The organism is Brevundimonas sp. DC300-4 (assembly GCF_049897365.1).
Classification (GTDB): Bacteria; Pseudomonadota; Alphaproteobacteria; order Caulobacterales; family Caulobacteraceae; genus Brevundimonas.
Map to the genome: position 1 here is coordinate 157181 of NZ_JAFCWC010000005.1, position 16209 is coordinate 173389.

Sequence of the window (16209 nt, forward strand, 5' to 3'; positions counted from 1 at the left end):
CGCTTGCGACCATGCCGCACCGGGTCTAGACCGCCGCCCGACGGTTTCTGACATCGCACTGCACAACCCGGCCTCAAGTCGCGCTCAGCGCGGCCGGCCCATGACAAGCCCCTGACGGAGAACTCCATGGCTCGCGCGAAGATCGCCCTCATCGGCGCCGGTATGATCGGCGGCACCCTGGCCCACGTGGCCGCGCGCGAAGCCCTGGGCGACGTGATCCTGTTCGACATCGCCGAGGGCACGCCCCAGGGCAAGGCGCTCGACATCGCCGAGGCCACCGCTGTGTTCGGCTCCTCGGTCTCGCTGAAGGGCGCCAACGCCTATTCGGAAATCGCGGGCGCGGACGTCTGCATCGTCACCGCCGGCGTGCCCCGCAAGGACGGCATGAGCCGTGACGACCTGGTCTCCATCAACCTGAAGGTCATGAAGGCCGTCGGCGAGGGCATCAAGGCCCACGCCCCGAACGCCTTCGTCATCTGCATCACCAACCCGCTCGACGCCATGGTCTGGGCCCTGCAGAAATTCTCAGGTCTGCCGCACGAGAAGGTCGTCGGCATGGCCGGCGTGCTGGACTCGGCCCGTTTCGCCTACTTCCTGTCGGAAAAGACCGGCGTCTCGGTACAGGACATCCACGCCTGGACCCTGGGCGGCCACGGCGATGACATGGTGCCGATGGTGCGTCACTCGACCATCGGCGGTCTGCCCCTGCCCGACGCGGTTTCGGCCGGCTTCCTGTCGCAGGCCGATCTGGACGCCATCGTCACCCGCACCCGCAAGGGCGGCGGCGAGATCGTCGCCCTTCTCAAGACCGGCTCGGCCTTCTACGCCCCGGCGGAATCGGCCATCGCCATGGCCAAGTCCTATCTGCTGGACCAGAAGCGCGTCCTGCCCTGCGCCGTCTGGCTGTCGGGCGAATATGGCCTCAAGGACCTCTATGTGGGCGTGCCGGCCCTGATCGGCGCGAACGGCGTCGAGAAGATCGTCGAGTTCACCACCAACGACGAGGAAAAGGCGATGTTCGAGAAGTCGGTCGCTTCGGTCCAGGGTCTGCTGCAGGCCTGCAAGGATATCGAGCCCTCGCTGGCTTGACCGACCCGGTCCCTCTCCCCCTGCGGGGAGAGGGCCTGGCACCCGCGGGCAAGGCGGAGACCCGGGCCATCCGGGCGTCCGTGCGTAACCGTTGTGAGGCCGACGCCCGCCGCACACAGCGGTCACAACCGTGCGTGAACGGCCCGGGACACGCACGCGCATCGACACGGCGAGGCCCGACGGAGTAAGACCGCGCCTCGCTTCCGCCGATGGATACCCCGCCCTTGCGCCTGCCCCAGTCCAAGCTCGACCAGGTCCTGGACCGCTTTCATCAGGTGGAGGCCCGCATGGGTGCGGCCACCGACGGCCAGGAGATCGTGCGCCTGTCGAAGGAGCACGCCGAGATGAAGCCGGTCGCCGATGCCGTCATGGCGCTGGCGAAGACTCGGGCCGAGATGGCCGACCTCGAGGCCATGGCCGCTGACCCGGAAATGGCCGACATGGCCGCCGATGAGCTGCAGGTCCTCAAGGACACCCTGCCGGACATGGAGCGCGACGTCGCCCTGCTGCTGGCCCCGCGCGACGCCGACGAGAACGCCTCGGCCGTGCTGGAAGTGCGCGCCGGCACCGGCGGGGACGAGGCCGCCATTTTCGCCGGCGACCTGTTCCGCATGTATTCGCGCTACGCCTCCACGCGCGGCTGGCGCGTCGAGCTGGACAGCGCCACCGAGGGTGAAGCCGGCGGCTACAAGGAGATCATCGCCACCGTCACCGGCGACGGCGTGTTCGGACGACTGAAGTTCGAGAGCGGCGTCCACCGGGTCCAGCGCGTGCCGCAGACGGAGACCCAGGGCCGCATCCACACCTCGGCCGCCACGGTCGCGGTCCTGCCCGAGGTCGAGGACGTCGAGATCGACATCCAGGACAAGGACATCCGCATCGACACCTTCCGCGCCTCCGGCTCGGGCGGCCAGCACGTCAACAAGACCGATTCCGCCGTCCGCATCACCCACTTCCCGTCCGGGATCGTGGTGACATCTTCGGAGAAGTCGCAGCACGTCAACCGCGACAAGGCGATGAAGAACCTGCGCGTCCGCCTCTACGACCAGCAGCGCCAGATGAAGGACAACGCCCGCTCCGACGCCCGCAAGTCCCAGGTCGGGTCGGGCGACCGGTCGGAGCGCATCCGCACCTACAACTATCCGCAAGGGCGGGTCAGCGACCACCGCATCAACCTGACCCTGCACAGCCTGCCCCAGATCTTGGAGGGCGACCTCGATCCGCTGCTCAACGCCCTGATCGCCGAGGATCAGGCGGCGAGACTGTCGGATCTCGAGGCGGAGTTCGCCTAGCTCTCTTTCGTCATCCTCCGGCAAGCCGCGCCTTCGCGGCGCAGACCGGGGGATGACGAAAGACGTCAGAGCACCCTCTTCAGCACCGGCTTCAAACTCACTGCCCCCGCCCTGAACCCGGCCCACGGGTCCGGCTTCTTCAGCAGCGCCGGCCAGGTCCTCAGGTTGAACGCCTTCGGGTCCAGCCCCGATTTCACCTGCCCCCAGCTCAGCGGAAACGCGATCCCCGCCCCCGGACGGGCGCGCGGCGACCAGGGCGCGACCGCCGTCGCCATCCGGCCGTTGCGCAGATAGTCGAGGAAGATCTTTCCGCCCCGCGCCTTCTTGGCCAGGGTCGTGGTGAACCGATCCGGCGCATCCAGCCGGACCTGTTCCGACACGGCCCTGGCGAAGGCCTTGCACTGGTCCCACTCAATCCGGCTCCTGGCGTCCGCCTTGATCGGCACGACCACGTGCAGCCCCTTGCCGCCGGTGGTCTTGCAGAACGGATTGAGCCCGAGCCCCTCCAGTCGCGTCTTCATCGTCCTGGCCGCCGCGATCACATCGTCGAAATCCAGTCCCTCGTCGGGATCGAGGTCGAAGGTGATCTGGTCCGGCGTCTCCGGGTCGCCCGGCGCGCAGCCCCAGGGGTGCAGCTCCAGACCGCCCGACTGGCCGATAGCGACCAGACCGCCGACGTCGACGACCCCGACATAGGGTTTGCGCTCCTTCACATCGATCAGCTTCAGCCGTGGGTTCGAGCCCGGCATGGCGTGACGCTGGAAGAAGACCTCGCCGCCGATCCCCTCGGGCGCGCGGATGATCGACACGGGCCGGTCGGCGACATGGGGCAGGATCCGCTCCGCCGCCGCCTCATAGAACTGGACCAGCTCAAGCTTGGTGATCGCCGGATGGCCATCCGCGGCGGGCCACAGCACCCTGTCGGGATTGGAGATGGTCAGGCCCGCGACCGCCGCCCGCGCCTTGCCGGAGGGTTTCGCGGGCATTGCGGCCTCCTGCGGCGCCGTATCGACCTCGGTCGCCGGCTTGTCCTCACGAAGCCCCTTGAACGCTGCCTGCCTCAGCGAGCCCGAGTCGGTGTAGCCGCCGTGTTCGATCTCCGCGACCAGCACGGGCCTGACCCAGTTGATCCCCGGCCCGCCACGCGGCGCCCCCTTGCCGACGAAGGGCGACCTGTCCGCTGCTGCTGCCTTCAGCGCCGGCAACAAGGTCTTGAGCAATGATTGACTATAGCCGGTCCCGACCCGGCCCAGAGGCCTCAACCCATCGCCCGCCTGCGCATCGATGTCCTGAACGCCGACAATCAATGATCGAAACCGCGACCCCTCCGAGGTCCAGCCGCCGATGACCACCTCGTCGCGGCCCCGGCATTTGGACTTGACCCAGGTCGTCGACCGCCCGGCCGAATACGGCGCGCCCAGCCTCTTGGAGATCACCCCTTCCAGATCCATCCGACAGGCGCTCTCCAGCACCGCCTGGCCGGTCGAGGCGAAATGCTCGACATAGCGAACCCGCGACCGCGCCCCTTTCGGAATCCGGTCCATATAGGCCAGCAGCCGCGCCTTGCGATGCGACAGGGGCAGGGTGCGCAGGTCGTCGTCGCCCTCGAACAGCAGGTCGAAGGCGAAATAGATCAGCCCGCCAGTCTCCCCGTCCGAGATCGCGGCCTGCAATGCCGAAAAGTCTGGCCTGTGGTCCTCGGCCAGGGCGCACAGCTCCCCGTCCACCACCGCGTCCGGCCATTGCGCCGCATCGGCCGCCTGGTTGGGGAATTTCGCCGTCCAGTCGAGGCCCGAGCGGGTCCGCAGCTTTGCCTTGCCGCCGCCGATCCCGAACTGCATCCGATAGCCGTCGAACTTGATCTCGTGCACCCAGCCGGGGCCCGGCGGCGGATGATCGACGACCTTGCACAGCTGGATCGGCGTGAAGGCTGGCGGCCTGGTCGCCGTGCTGGCGAGGGCCTTTGACGCCTTCGGCCTCGGCGGCGCCTTCTGGCCGGTCTTCTTCGACGAGACCCACTCGGTCTTGCCCCCGGCGATCTCCGCCAGCGACCGGCCGGTGGTGGCCGAGGCGTCGATCTCCATCAGGGCGTCGCCCTCGCCGGCCACGGCGAACGCGTCCTTCTCCTTGATCAGCAGCCAGTTCGATCGTTTGGACGGCTTGCCGCGATCGGACTTCAGCCGGATCAGCGCCCATTTTCCGGCCAGCCGCTCGCCGTGCAGGACCATCTTGATCTGGCCCTTGCGGAAAGCCTCATCGAGGTCCGGCTCCTGCGGCTCCCAGGTTCCCTGGTCCCACATCTGCACCGTGCCGCTCCCGTAGTTTCCGGCGGGGATGGTGCCCTCGAAGCCGCCGTAGTCCAGCGGATGGTCCTCGACCTCGACCGCCAGACGTTTGACCGAGACATCGCGCGACGGCGCCCGGGTCACCGCCCACGACTTCAGGACCCCGTCGATCTCGATGCGGAAGTCATAATGAAGCCGCGTCGCCGCATGCCTCTGGATCAGATAGCGGCGGGGCGCGGCCTTCTTGCCGACGGCTTTGCGACCTTTGGGCTCGGGCGTTTCCTCGAACCGGCGCCTGGCCTGATAGGTCTCGAGCTCGCCCTTCGCCGCCATGCCGTCCTCCCAGCCCCAAGCGGGGCCGTGGAGTTAAACGGCCTGGTCTTCCGGCGGTTGCCAGTCGGGGTGATCGACGTCCTCGCCCCGCGCTTTCGCTTCCTTCTTCGCCAGCTTTGCCGCCGCCTTGCGGGCGGCCTTCTCGGCGTCCGCCTTGTCGCGTTCCATGCGTTCGAAGCCGTAGTTGGGTTTTCTGGCCATGAAGAGAGATGTCCTTTCGAGCAGAGAGCTCATTCCTGCACACCGTGCACCCCTGCCCCCGGGTCTGGCTAGAGCCAGCCCGAGGATAAACTGCGGCCGGGGTCCAGATGGAAACGTTCGTCAACGGGAACAGAAGTGGTGATGCCTGATCCCGGATGCCAGATTTCGCGGTCCTGGACCCCGACATTCGTCAGGTGCACGGAGAGATGCCTCAGTCCACCGCGATGATTTCCACAGACTGTCCGGCCACCATCGCCTCGTCACCGACGCCCTTGCCGATCAGGGCGCGGGTCAGGGGCGAGACGTGGCTGACGGAACCGTTGGCGGGGTCCGCCTCGTCCTCGCCGACGATTCGCCAGGTCTGGGTCCGCCCGTCGTCGCGCTCGATGGTCACCGATCCGCCGAAGCGCACCCGGCCGTCGACCTGGGTCTCGACCAGCTGGGCGTTGGCCCGGCGTGCGGACCAGTAGCGCAGGTCCCGTGTCGCCCGCGCCATCGCCGTCCGATCCGCCTCAATCGACCCCGACGCCTGGGCCGAGGCATAGGCGGCCCTCGCCGACGCCAGTGCATCCTCAATGGCGGCGAGGCCCGCAGGCGTCACCAGATTGGGATGGGTGGAGATGGGGCGGTCCGGCAGATCGGCGGCCGTGGCCTCCAGATCCTCCTCGCGCGTGAAGGCGACGCTCATGATCGGGAAAGCGTATGCGGGACACGGATGTTCCCGCGCAACTCTTTCCCTCCCACTTGGGGGAGGGTGGTTGAAGCGCAGCGGAGACCGGGTGGGGGCGGCAAGGAAACCCCGCAGGCCTGCATCCGCATCACCCTGCCGTCCCCACCCCGTCGCTTCGCGACGACCCTCCCCCAAGTGGGAGGGAGACGACCGTTCTCTCGCGCGTTACACCCCCGCCAATGACCACCCCCTCCGATCACGCCGTCCACATCATCGGGGCCGGTCCCTCAGGCCTCATGGCCGCCGAGACCCTGGCCAGGGCCGGCGCCCGCGTCGTGGTCCACGACCGCATGCCGTCGGTCGGGCGCAAGCTGCTGATGGCCGGGCGCGGCGGGCTCAACCTGACCCACACCGAGGATCAGCCGGCCTTTCTGGCCCGCTACGCCGAGGCCGCAGAGCCGATCTCCGACTGGCTCGAAGCCTTTTCGCCCGACGACATGACCCAGTGGGCGCAAGGGTTGGGCCAGCCGACCTTTGTGGGCTCCAGCGGGCGCGTCTTCCCGCGCGCCATGAAGGCCTCGCCCCTGCTGCGCGCCTGGCTGGACCGACTGAACGAGCTCGGCGTCGAGATCCGCACCCGCTCGCGCTGGACCGGCTGGCGGGACGAGGCCCTGACCTTCGAGACCCCCGACGGCGAACGGATCGAGCATCCGGCCGCCACCGTCCTCGCCATGGGCGGCGCCAGCTGGCCCCGGCTGGGCTCCGACGGCCTCTGGGTCCGGACGTTGGAGAGCGAAGGCGTCGCCGTCTCGCCCCTGGTCCCCGCCAACGCCGGGTTCGACGTCGCCTGGTCCGACATCCTGAGCGAACGGTTCGCCGGTCAGGTGCTCAAGCCCGCCAGCCTGACCTTCGGCGAGCAGACGGTGCGCGGCGAGATGGTCGTCACCCGCTACGGCGTCGAGGGCGGGGCGATCTACGCCCTCTCCGCGCACTTGCGCGCCGTCATCGCCGCCGAGGGCTCCGCCACCCTGGTCGTCGACCTGCGCCCCGACCTGACCGAGGCGGCCCTCGCCGAGCGCCTGTCCCGCCCGCGCGGCAAGGATTCCATGACCAACCACCTGCGCAAGGCCGGCGGCCTGTCGCCCGTCGCCGTCGCCCTGCTGCGCGAGATCGGCGACATTCCGCCGGGGTTCGACAAGCTGGCCAAACGGATCAAGGCGGTGCGCCTGAAGCTGACCGGCATCCAGGGGCTGGAGCGGGCCATCTCCACGGCCGGCGGCGTGCGTTTCGACGCCGTGAGTCCATCGTTGATGCTGACCGCACGGCCCGGAGTCTTCGTCGCCGGGGAGATGATCGACTGGGAAGCCCCGACCGGCGGCTATCTGTTGCAGGCCAGCCTCGCCTCCGGCGTGGTCGCGGCGCAGGGCGTCCTCGGCTGGCAGGCGTCGCAAACGGCCGATACAAGCCCCGTATGACCGTATCCGCGCCCGAGATTTCCGGCCTCTGCCCGCCCCGTTTCCACGCGGTCAAGGACGCCTTCGCCGCCAATTTCACCGACGCCCCCGACGGGCTGAACGAACAGGGGGCCCGGTTCTCGGTCGTGATCGCCGGCGAGACGGTGCTCGACCTGTGGGCCGGGGTCGCCGATCCGCGCGAGAAGACGCCCTTCACGGACAACAGCCTCGTGCCCGTCTTCTCGTCCGGCAAGGCGGTCATGGCCCTGCTGATGGCCTCGGCCGTACAGCGCGGCAGGCTGGCCTATGAGGAGAAGGTCGCCCACCTGTGGCCGGCCTATGGCGCCAACGGCAAGGCCGAGGTCACCGTCGCCCAGCTGCTGTCGCATCAGGACGGCCTGCCCGGCTTCGACGAACCCGTCGATCCCGCCATCTGGTTCGACCAGGGCGCCGTGCTCGACCGCCTGGCCGCCCAGGCGCCGATGTGGCCGCCGGGAACCGCCTCCGGCTACCACCCCGTTACGGTCGGCTTCCTCGCCAACGAGGTCCATCGCCTCGCTGACGGCCGCAGTCTGGGTCAGGCCCTGCGGCAGGATTTCGCCAGGCCGTTCGGGCTCGACCTGTGGATCGGCCTGCCCGAGGCCGAGCACGACCGCGTCGCGGCCCTTCGCAAGCCGTCGAAAGCCCCCGACCTCGGCCCCATCGACGCCATCAAGACCGCCGCCTTCCTCGACAAGGGTTCGGCCCCCGGCGGGCGCGGCTCGGCCGAGTGGCGCTCCATCGAGATCCCGTCCGCCAACCTGCACGGCACGGCCCTGGCCCTCGCCCGCATCATGGGGGTCTTCGCCAACGAGGGCGCGCTCGACGGCCAGCCCATCCTCTCCCCCGCCGTCCTCGCCGAGGCGACGAAGCCGCGCATTTCGGGACCGGACAAGGTCCTGCCCTTTGACATCACCTGGGCGGCGGGCCTGATGCGCAACGCGGGGCTCAACATCTTCGGCCCCAACCCGGACGCGGTCGGCCACTGCGGCTGGGGCGGCAGCTGCGTCATGGTCGACCCGGAGATCAGGCTGTCGGCCGCCTACGCCATGACCCGCCAGTCCCAGTATCTGATCGGCGACCCCCGGGCGCAACGATTGATCGAGGCCCTCTACACGGCCTTCTGAACCCCATGTTCTTGAATTCTGGCGGGCGCGGTCAGCAGCCCGATGACCCCGGCCAGTCCTGCGCAGACCGCGCAGGCGAGCATCACCCACTGGAAGGCCCGGTGGAAGGCGGCGACCGCCCCGTCCGGGACACGACCTTCCCCGGCCATCACCGCGCCGAGCTGAGCCCGCGCATCCGGCGCATCGACCCCCGACCCAAGGCCTGAAACAAACACCGCCGACAACAGCACCCCCAGCAGGGCCACGGCCAGCAGGCCAGCGATCCGGGCCACGGCGTTGTTGACGCCCGAGGCCACGCCCGTGTGGCCCTCCCTCACCCCCCCCATGACCGCCGCCGTCAACGGCCCGACGGCCAGGGTCATGCCCACGGCCATCACCGTCATCCCGGCCAGCGGCCCCGCCACATAGCCGGCGTCCGGCGGCATCAGGGCCAGCAGGATCAGGCCAGTTCCGGCCAGCACAGGCCCGACGCTGAGGGACAGCTTCGCCCCGAACCGGTCGGCCAGCCTGCCCGCCGCGCCCGAGAACAGCCCCATCACTGCCGCGAACGGCAGCATGGCGGACCCTGCCCCGGTCGCCGACCACCCGTGCACCCGGATCAGCTCGAACGGCAGGAAGAACATCGCCCCGCTGAGCGCGAAATAAAGCAGCAGCGTCAACAGATTGATTCCACTGAACACGGACGAACGGAACAGGCCGAGGGGCATCATCGGATGCGGCCCTTTCGCCTCGGCCCACAGGAAACCCGCCAGCAGCACGACCCCGCCAATCAATCCGCCTATCACCCCAGGGTGTGTCCAGCCCAGATCCGGCGCCGCCGTCAGCCCCCAGATCAGCGCGCCCAGTCCGCCGATGGCGAGCACTGCGCCAGGCCAGTCGAGCCCCGTGGCGCTCTCATCCCGGCTCTCCGGCACTGCCTTCAGCGCCACGACCACCGTGAGCACGGCCAGGGGGAGATTGATCCAGAAGATGAACCGCCAGTCCGCATGGTCCGACAGCCAGCCGCCGACCAGAGGCCCGACCATGCCGAACAGGGCCCCGGCCCCCGCCCAGGCCCCGAAGGCTGCCCCGCGCTCGTCTTGCGGAAAGGTCGCTCCGATCAACGCCAGCGCCCCCGGCGTCAGCAGGGCCGCGCCGATCCCCTGCGCCGCCCGCCCGGCGATCAACAGTTGCGCGGTGGGCGCGAGTCCACAGGCGATGGACGACAGGGCGAACAGGACGACCCCGATCAGGAACACCCGCCGCCGTCCGAACCGGTCCCCCGCCGCCCCGCCGATCAGGACCAGCGCCCCCAGCGTGAGCAGATAGGCGTTGGAAATCCATTGCGCCGCCGCCGGCCCCGCCCCGAGGTCACGCTGGATGGCGGGCAGGGCGACGCCGAGAGCCGAACCGTCGATGAAGGTCAGGCTGGACCCCAGCACCGTAGCGACCAGGATCCACCGCTTTTGCGCCTTCGACAGGTCTGGGTGGGCCTCCGCCATGGACGGGAGGCTAGACCGGTTGCGCGGTCTCCGCCATCGCCCGCCTGGCCGCCCGCGCCCGCCACAGGGCCGCCGCCGCGAACACCCCGGCGCCCAGCCAGATGAAGGCGAAGGATACGGCCCGGAGCGGCGTGAACAGTTCGCCGGTCGCCAGCCCGATGCCGAACTGCATCGTCGGCGCCAGGAACTGGATGAAGCCCATGGTCGACAGGGGCATCCGCCGCGCCGCCCAGGCGAACAGCACGAGGGGGAACACGGTCGCCGGCCCGTTCAGCAGGGCCCAGCCGAAGCCCTCCCATGTCGCGAACCCATGGCCCAGTCCCTGCGTCTGCAGCCAGATCACGAACATCAGACCGAACGGGAGCAGCAACAGGCATTCGATGAACAGCCCCGTCTGGGCGTCCACCGGGATGCGTTTCTTGATCACCCCATAGGCGCCGAAGCTCAGAGCAAGCGCGATGGAGATCCAAGGCGGCCGCCCCAGCGCCAGCGCCTGGAACAGCACGCCCACGGCTGCCAGACCGATGGCGACCCAGCCCCATTTGTCGATCTTTTCGCGGAACAGCCACAGCCCCACGATCATGTTGAGCAGGGGGTTGATGTAGTAGCCCAGGCTGGCTTCCAGCGTCGCATGGTGGGTCGTGGCCCAGACGTAGATACCCCAGTTCACCGCGATCAGCACGGTCGCCAGCGCCAGCCAGGCGAGCGTCTTCGGCTGGCCCAGCACGGCCCGCACCTGTTTCGACTGCCCGGCCAGCAGCACCAGGGCGCCGGCGAACAGCACAGACCAGAGGGCGCGGTGCGACAGGATTTCCGGCGCGGAGAAGCCCAGCGCGGCCTGGCCCATGAACAGCAGGGGCATGAACCCCCACATGACATAGCAACCCACCGCCGACAGGAAGGCGGCGCGTGTCGGAGTCGGCGGCGCCATGGCCCTAGACGGTCAGGCTGCGGTATCCGCTCTTCGGCTTGATCGTGCCCGTCTCGTCCAGAAGCTGGGCGATCTGGACCGCGTTCAGGGCCGCGCCCTTGCGCAGGTTGTCGGACACCACCCAGAAGACCAGGCCGTTCTCGACCGTGTGATCCTTGCGGATGCGCGAGACATAGACGGCGTGCTCGCCGGCCGCATCGACGGGCGTGATATAGCCGTCGTGCTCCTGCTTATCGATCACCTGCACGCCCGGCGCCTCGCGCAGGATGGCGCGCGCCTCGTCGGGGCTGATCGGCTTTTCGAACTCGACCGTCACGGCCTCGGAGTGGCCGACGAAGACCGGCACGCGGACGCAGGTGACCGTCAGCTTGATGTTCGGGTCCAGCATCTTGTGGGTCTCGTCCGACATCTTCTGCTCTTCGTCGGTGTAGCCGTCCTCGTTGAACGAGCCGATGTAGGGGATGACGTTGAAGGCGATCTGCTTGGGGAATTTCTTCGGCTTGGCGTCGCCCAGGCCATAGATGGCCTTGGTCTGGTTCCACAGCTCGTCCATGCCTTCCTTGCCGGCGCCCGACACGGATTGATAGGTCGAGACGACGACCCGCTTCGCCTTCGCCGCGTCGTGCAGCGGCTTCAGCGCCACCACCAGCTGGGCGGTCGAGCAGTTGGGGTTAGCGATGATGTTCTTCCTGCCCGCCAGCTTGATCGCGTCCGGGTTCACCTCGGGCACGATCAGGGGCACGTCCGGGTCCTTGCGGAAGGCCGAGGAGTTGTCGATCACCATCGGGCCCAGCTTGCCGATCTTCTCGGACCAGGCGCGCGACACGTCCCCGCCTGCCGACATCAGGACGATGTCGACCCTGGAAAAGTCGAAGCTCTCGATGTCCTGGCATTTGATGGTCTTGTCGCCCCAGGCGACATCCATCCCCTTGGATTTTCGCGAGGCGACCGCGTGCATCTCGTCGACGGGGAACTCCAGTTCCTCGAGGATGGTCAGCATTTCGCGCCCGACATTGCCGGTGGCGCCGACGATAGCGACAACATATCCCATAAGCGTAGTCCTTCGGACGCGCTAACGCTCGCCACGCGGTGGCTCGCTGCTTGAGCGCGAAAGTTGGGGAGTCCGAGATAAGCAAATCTCGGGGTTCCGCATTTAGGCGTTCGCGCCTGCGAAGCAACCGCTTTTCAGCCGGAGGCGGGCCGGTTAAGGCCCAGTTCCATGCCGTCACACATTGCCCGCGCTTATGCCGATCGTCTCAAGTCCGGCCAGTGGACCGCCGATGCGGCGCAGAAGAAGGCCGTCGACGCCCTGACACGCCTGGAGAAGGGCCTTGGCAGGCGAGGCCTGTTCGGCGGTGTCTCCGAGGTACGGGGCGTCTACCTGTGGGGCCCGCCCGGGCGCGGCAAATCCATCCTGATGGACCTGTTCTGCGCCAACGCGCCGGAGACGCGAAAGACCCGCGCCCATTTTCACGCCTTCATGGCCCGGGTCCACGACCTGATCCGCCAGTGGCGCGAGGGTGACAAAAAGACCCGTCAGGACGTCTTCGGAACCCACAAGGGCGACGACCCCATCGAGCCGGTCGCCGCCCTGATCGCCTCGGAAGCGCGGCTGCTGTGCTTCGACGAGCTCCAGGTCACCGACATCGCCGACGCCATGATCCTGGGCCGGCTGTTCGACGCCCTGTTCGAGAGGAAGGTCGTGGTCTGCATCACCTCCAACCGCGCCCCGGACGCCCTTTACAAGGATGGCATCAACCGCCCCCTGTTCGTCCCCTTCATCGAACGGATCAAGGAGCGCTGCCAGGTCGTCGAGCTCTCGGGCGCGCGGGACTGGCGGCTCGACCGGATCAAGGCCTCCCGCGTCTGGTATGACCTTGGAAAGCAGCAGGGGGGCGAGGCCGGCGCCCGCCGCGAGGGTTTCGAACAGCTGTGGATCGACCTGAAGGGCGACATGCCCGAATGCCCGGCGCATCTGGCCGTTCTGGGCCGCGACGTGGTCATCGCGCGCACCGCCGGCGGCCTAGCCCGCGCCACCTTCGCCGAACTGTGCGAACAGCCCCTGGGGCCGCAGGACTATCTGGCTATCGCCGGGCGGTTCCACACCCTCTTCCTCGACGGCGTGCCTCTGTTGACGCCCGACAATCGACAGGCCGCCCGCCGCTTCGTCACCCTGATCGACGCCCTGTATGAGGCCAAGACACGCCTGGTCGCCATGGCGGCCGGCGCCCCCGAAAGCCTCTATCCGACCGGCGACGGCGCCTTCGAGTTCGAACGCACGGTGTCCCGTCTGAACGAGATGTCGTCGCAGTCCTGGCTGGAACAGGCCGAGCACACGGACTGAACCCCTTGCCGGCCTTCCGTTCGCCGCAAAGCCCTCTAGGCTCGCCCTCTCAACGGAACATGCCCATGAAATCCCTCGCCGCCGCCGCCGCCGCCCTCCTCGCCGTCACCGCCGCCCCGGCCCTCGCCCAGGACGCGCCCGCTGCGCCCGCGACCCAGTCAGCCCCGGCCCGCTGGAATGGCCTGACGGTGGCGGAGATCACCGGCCGGCTGACCGCCGCCGGCCTGACCGTCGCCCCGCCCCAGACGAACGCCGACCGGGTCTATCTGCGCGTCGATGACGGCCCGATGCGCTGGGTCATGACCCTGTTTTCCTGCACCGACGGCTCCTGCCCGGACGTGCAGTTCACGGCCGTCTTCTCCGGAGCCGACGCCACGCCGGACATCGTCTCGCGCTGGAACGGCGACCGCCGCTTCGTGAAGGCCTTCTACGCCGCGCCAGAAACCGAAGGCGCCGACCCCCAGGCCGTGGCCCAGTACGACGTCCTCCTGAGCGCGGGCGCGGGCCCGCAGCAGCTCGACGATCCCATCCAGGTCTGGCGCAGCCTCGCCAGCGACCTCGGCCGCACGGTGGCGGCGCCGAAGGCGGGGGCGGTGGCGAACTGAGCCCTCGTTTCTTGCGGGGCCGCCGCCAGGTGCTGGCGGCGCGGCGGAGAGTCGCCGCTGACAAGTCCGTTTGAGGGTGTGTAGCGAGGCAACCCGATCGGGTAAAATCGGTTAAGGCGGGACCGGTGACGCTTCCCGGGACGCACGATCGATACCCTACAGGGGCCGAATGGACACGTTCTTGCTGTTTCTGCTGGTCGGCCTGGTCGCCCAGGCGGTCGATGGCGCCCTGGGCATGGCCTATGGAGTGATATCGTCGTCGGTGCTTCTGGCCTTGGGCGTGCCGCCCGCTACGGCCTCGGCCAGCGTGCACGGGGCTGAGGTTTTCACCACCGCCGCCTCGGCCGGCAGCCATATCTGGCATCGCAACGTCGATTGGCGGCTGCTGACGCCGCTTGCGGTCGCCGGGGTGATCGGCGGCTGTCTGGGCGCCTATGTGCTGGCCTGCATTGACGGCAGGGTCATCAAGCCGTTCGTGGTCGCCTATCTGGCGCTGATGGGGGTCTACATCCTGTGGCGCGCCGGGCATGACATCCCCCTGCGCCGAATACGCTCATGGGTGACTGCCCCGCTGGGGCTGATCGGCGGCTTTCTGGACGCCATCGGCGGTGGAGGCTGGGGCCCGACGGTGTCCTCGACCCTCGTGGGGGCCGGTCAGGAGCCGCGCCGCGCCATCGGCACGGTCAACACCGCCGAATTCTTTCTGACAGTGGCCATCTCGGCGACCTTCGTCTGGGCCCTGGTGACCGGACACTGGAAGGACGCGGACGCCCTGACCAACCATGCCTCAGCCGTGGCCGGACTGGTGGTCGGCGGGCTGGCGGCGGCGCCCTTCGCCGGCCTCATCGCCAAACGGGTGCCGCGGCGGGTTCTCGCCTATGGAGTCGGGATCGTGCTGTTGCTGCTGGCCGGCGTCCAGGGATTGCAGCTGGCGGGCGTGCTGGCCTGAGGCCGGATCAGGCGTAGCGATCGACCGCGATCTCCGCGATCCGGTCGGCCAGCCCCTTCTGGCGGGCCACGATGCGGCATTTGCGGGCGAAGGGCGAGGGGGCGGCGATGTAGAGCTTCGTCGTCACTCGGCGGCTTCGAGGGCGGCGTTGCGGGCGGCGTCCAGTTCGGCCGCGCGGGCCTCCACCAGCTCTACGATGTGTTCGATCATCCCGCCATTGGCCAGTTTGTGGGCCATCTTGCCGTTCAGGTAGACCATGCCCGAGCCGGCGCCGCCGCCGGTGAAGCCCACGTCGGTGTAGAGCGCCTCGCCGGGGCCGTTGACGACGCAGCCGATGATCGACAGCGACATGGGCGTGGTCACATGGGCCAGCTTCTCTTCCAGGAGGCCGACCGTCTCGATGACGTTGAAGCCCTGACGCGCGCACGACGGGCAGGCGATGATGTTGACGCCCCGGTGGCGCAGGCCGAGCGACTTGAGGATGTCGAACCCGACCTTGATCTCCTCGACCGGGTCCGCGGCAAGACTGACCCGGATGGTGTCGCCGATCCCGGCCCACAGCATATTGCCCATGCCGATGGCCGATTTGATCGTGCCGGAACGCAGCGGGCCGGCTTCGGTGACGCCGAGGTGCAGCGGGCAGTCGATGGCCTCGGCCAGCTGCTGGTAGGCGGCGACGGTCAGGAAGGGATCGGAGGCCTTCACCGAGATCTTGAACTCGTGGAAGTCGTGATCCTGCAGGATGCGGGCGTGGTTCAGGGCCGATTCGACCATGGCCTCGGGGCAGGGCTCGCCGTATTTCTCCAGCAATTCCTTCTCCAGCGAGCCGGCATTGACGCCGATGCGCATGGAGCAGCCGTGGTCCTTGGCCGCCTGGATGACGTCGCGGACGCGGCTGGCATTGCCGATATTGCCCGGATTGATGCGCAGACAGGCAGCGCCGGCCTCGGCCGCCTCGATGCCGCGTTTGTAGTGGAAATGAATGTCGGCCACGAGCGGGACCTTCGCCTCACGGGCGATGGTGCGGAAGGCGGCCGTCGAGGCCTCGTCGGGGCAGGAGACGCGGACGATGTCGGCCCCGGCCTCTTCCAGCTCGCGGATCTGACCGATGGTCGCATTGGCGTCCGAGGTCAGGGTGTTGGTCATCGACTGGACGCTGATCGGGGCATCGCCGCCGACCGCGACATTGCCCACCATGATCTGGCGAGACTTCCGGCGCTCGATGTGGCGCCAGGGACGGATGTGGGAATGGTCGCTCATGACAGGGTCAATATAGGCGCGGAGCGGAGACAAGGCCATGACGGCTTGCTGTCTCCTCCCTGCGCCGCAGGCGTGGGGAGGTGGCTCGAAGCGTAGCGGAGAGACGGAGGGGTTCTGCGTGCGGCAAGAACCCCTCCGTCAGCTCGCGA

At 68.6% G+C, this 16209-nt stretch carries 15 protein-coding genes; 7 read left to right on the forward strand and 8 right to left on the reverse strand.

Annotated features, from left to right (window positions below):
* Positions 1-126: 126 nt before the first annotated feature.
* Together mdh and prfA are read left to right on the forward strand one after the other, a co-directional pair.
* Positions 127-1089, forward strand: a complete 963-nt coding sequence (gene mdh, locus ACP7AZ_RS10575; RefSeq protein ID WP_303694706.1) for a malate dehydrogenase — start codon at positions 127-129, stop codon at positions 1087-1089.
* Positions 1090-1313: 224 nt separating this feature from the next.
* Positions 1314-2381, forward strand: coding sequence for a peptide chain release factor 1 (gene prfA, locus ACP7AZ_RS10580; protein ID WP_426038618.1), 1068 nt, complete (start codon positions 1314-1316; stop codon positions 2379-2381).
* 65 nt (positions 2382-2446) lie between these two features.
* On the opposite strand, the gene ligD is transcribed toward prfA, so the two are convergent.
* The 3 genes from ligD to greA all read right to left on the reverse strand — a co-directional run bounded on the left by ligD (position 2447) and on the right by greA (position 5888).
* Entirely contained in the window at positions 2447-4999 is a 2553-nt protein-coding gene (ligD, locus tag ACP7AZ_RS10585) for a DNA ligase D (RefSeq protein ID WP_426038619.1), read from the reverse strand.
* Between the two features lie 33 nt (positions 5000-5032).
* Positions 5033-5200 (reverse strand): hypothetical protein, encoded by a 168-nt coding sequence (locus tag ACP7AZ_RS10590; RefSeq protein WP_425990210.1) that lies wholly within the window; start codon positions 5198-5200, stop codon positions 5033-5035.
* Positions 5201-5411: 211 nt separating this feature from the next.
* Positions 5412-5888, reverse strand: coding sequence for a transcription elongation factor GreA (greA, locus tag ACP7AZ_RS10595; protein WP_426038620.1), 477 nt, complete (start codon positions 5886-5888; stop codon positions 5412-5414).
* 221 nt (positions 5889-6109) lie between these two features.
* Here greA and ACP7AZ_RS10600 point away from each other — a divergent pair, with 221 nt between their 5' ends.
* Complete coding sequence (locus ACP7AZ_RS10600) at positions 6110-7345, forward strand: NAD(P)/FAD-dependent oxidoreductase (RefSeq protein ID WP_426038621.1); 1236 nt, start codon at positions 6110-6112, stop codon at positions 7343-7345.
* Positions 7342-8490 carry a serine hydrolase domain-containing protein gene (locus ACP7AZ_RS10605; protein ID WP_426038622.1) on the forward strand — a complete coding sequence of 383 codons (1149 nt, stop codon included), beginning with the start codon at positions 7342-7344 and terminating at the stop codon, positions 8488-8490. Before ACP7AZ_RS10600 ends, ACP7AZ_RS10605 begins: the two co-directional genes overlap by 4 nt.
* On the opposite strand, the gene ACP7AZ_RS10610 is transcribed toward ACP7AZ_RS10605, so the two are convergent.
* The 3 genes from ACP7AZ_RS10610 to ACP7AZ_RS10620 are packed head-to-tail and all read right to left on the reverse strand — an operon-like array spanning position 8475 to position 11953.
* Positions 8475-9971, reverse strand: coding sequence for an MFS transporter (locus ACP7AZ_RS10610; protein WP_426038623.1), 1497 nt, complete (start codon positions 9969-9971; stop codon positions 8475-8477). The genes ACP7AZ_RS10605 and ACP7AZ_RS10610 overlap by 16 nt on opposite strands.
* A 10-nt stretch (positions 9972-9981) precedes the next feature.
* Entirely contained in the window at positions 9982-10902 is a 921-nt protein-coding gene (gene rarD / locus ACP7AZ_RS10615) for an EamA family transporter RarD (RefSeq protein WP_426038624.1), read from the reverse strand.
* Between the two features lie 4 nt (positions 10903-10906).
* Positions 10907-11953 (reverse strand): aspartate-semialdehyde dehydrogenase, encoded by a 1047-nt coding sequence (locus ACP7AZ_RS10620; protein ID WP_426038625.1) that lies wholly within the window; start codon positions 11951-11953, stop codon positions 10907-10909.
* A 168-nt stretch (positions 11954-12121) separates the two neighbouring features.
* On the opposite strand from ACP7AZ_RS10620, the gene zapE reads away from it, so the two are divergent.
* From zapE to ACP7AZ_RS10635, 3 genes are all read left to right on the forward strand, one after another.
* The gene (zapE, locus tag ACP7AZ_RS10625; RefSeq protein ID WP_426038626.1) at positions 12122-13246 is read left to right on the forward strand and encodes a cell division protein ZapE; all 1125 of its coding nucleotides are present in this window, start codon (positions 12122-12124) and stop codon (positions 13244-13246) included.
* Positions 13247-13311: 65 nt separating this feature from the next.
* On the forward strand, positions 13312-13851 hold the full coding sequence (locus ACP7AZ_RS10630; RefSeq protein ID WP_426038627.1) for a YbjN domain-containing protein: 540 nt from the start codon (positions 13312-13314) through the stop codon (positions 13849-13851).
* A gap of 181 nt (positions 13852-14032) precedes the next feature.
* Positions 14033-14800, forward strand: coding sequence for a sulfite exporter TauE/SafE family protein (locus ACP7AZ_RS10635; protein WP_426038628.1), 768 nt, complete (start codon positions 14033-14035; stop codon positions 14798-14800).
* Positions 14801-14807: 7 nt separating this feature from the next.
* On the opposite strand, the gene ACP7AZ_RS10640 is transcribed toward ACP7AZ_RS10635, so the two are convergent.
* Together ACP7AZ_RS10640 and ispG are read right to left on the reverse strand one after the other, a co-directional pair.
* Positions 14808-14927 carry a glutathione S-transferase N-terminal domain-containing protein gene (locus ACP7AZ_RS10640; RefSeq protein ID WP_426038629.1) on the reverse strand — a complete coding sequence of 40 codons (120 nt, stop codon included), beginning with the start codon at positions 14925-14927 and terminating at the stop codon, positions 14808-14810.
* Positions 14924-16060 (reverse strand): flavodoxin-dependent (E)-4-hydroxy-3-methylbut-2-enyl-diphosphate synthase, encoded by a 1137-nt coding sequence (ispG, locus tag ACP7AZ_RS10645; RefSeq protein ID WP_426038630.1) that lies wholly within the window; start codon positions 16058-16060, stop codon positions 14924-14926. Before ispG ends, ACP7AZ_RS10640 begins: the two co-directional genes overlap by 4 nt.
* Between the last annotated feature and the right edge of the window lie 149 nt (positions 16061-16209).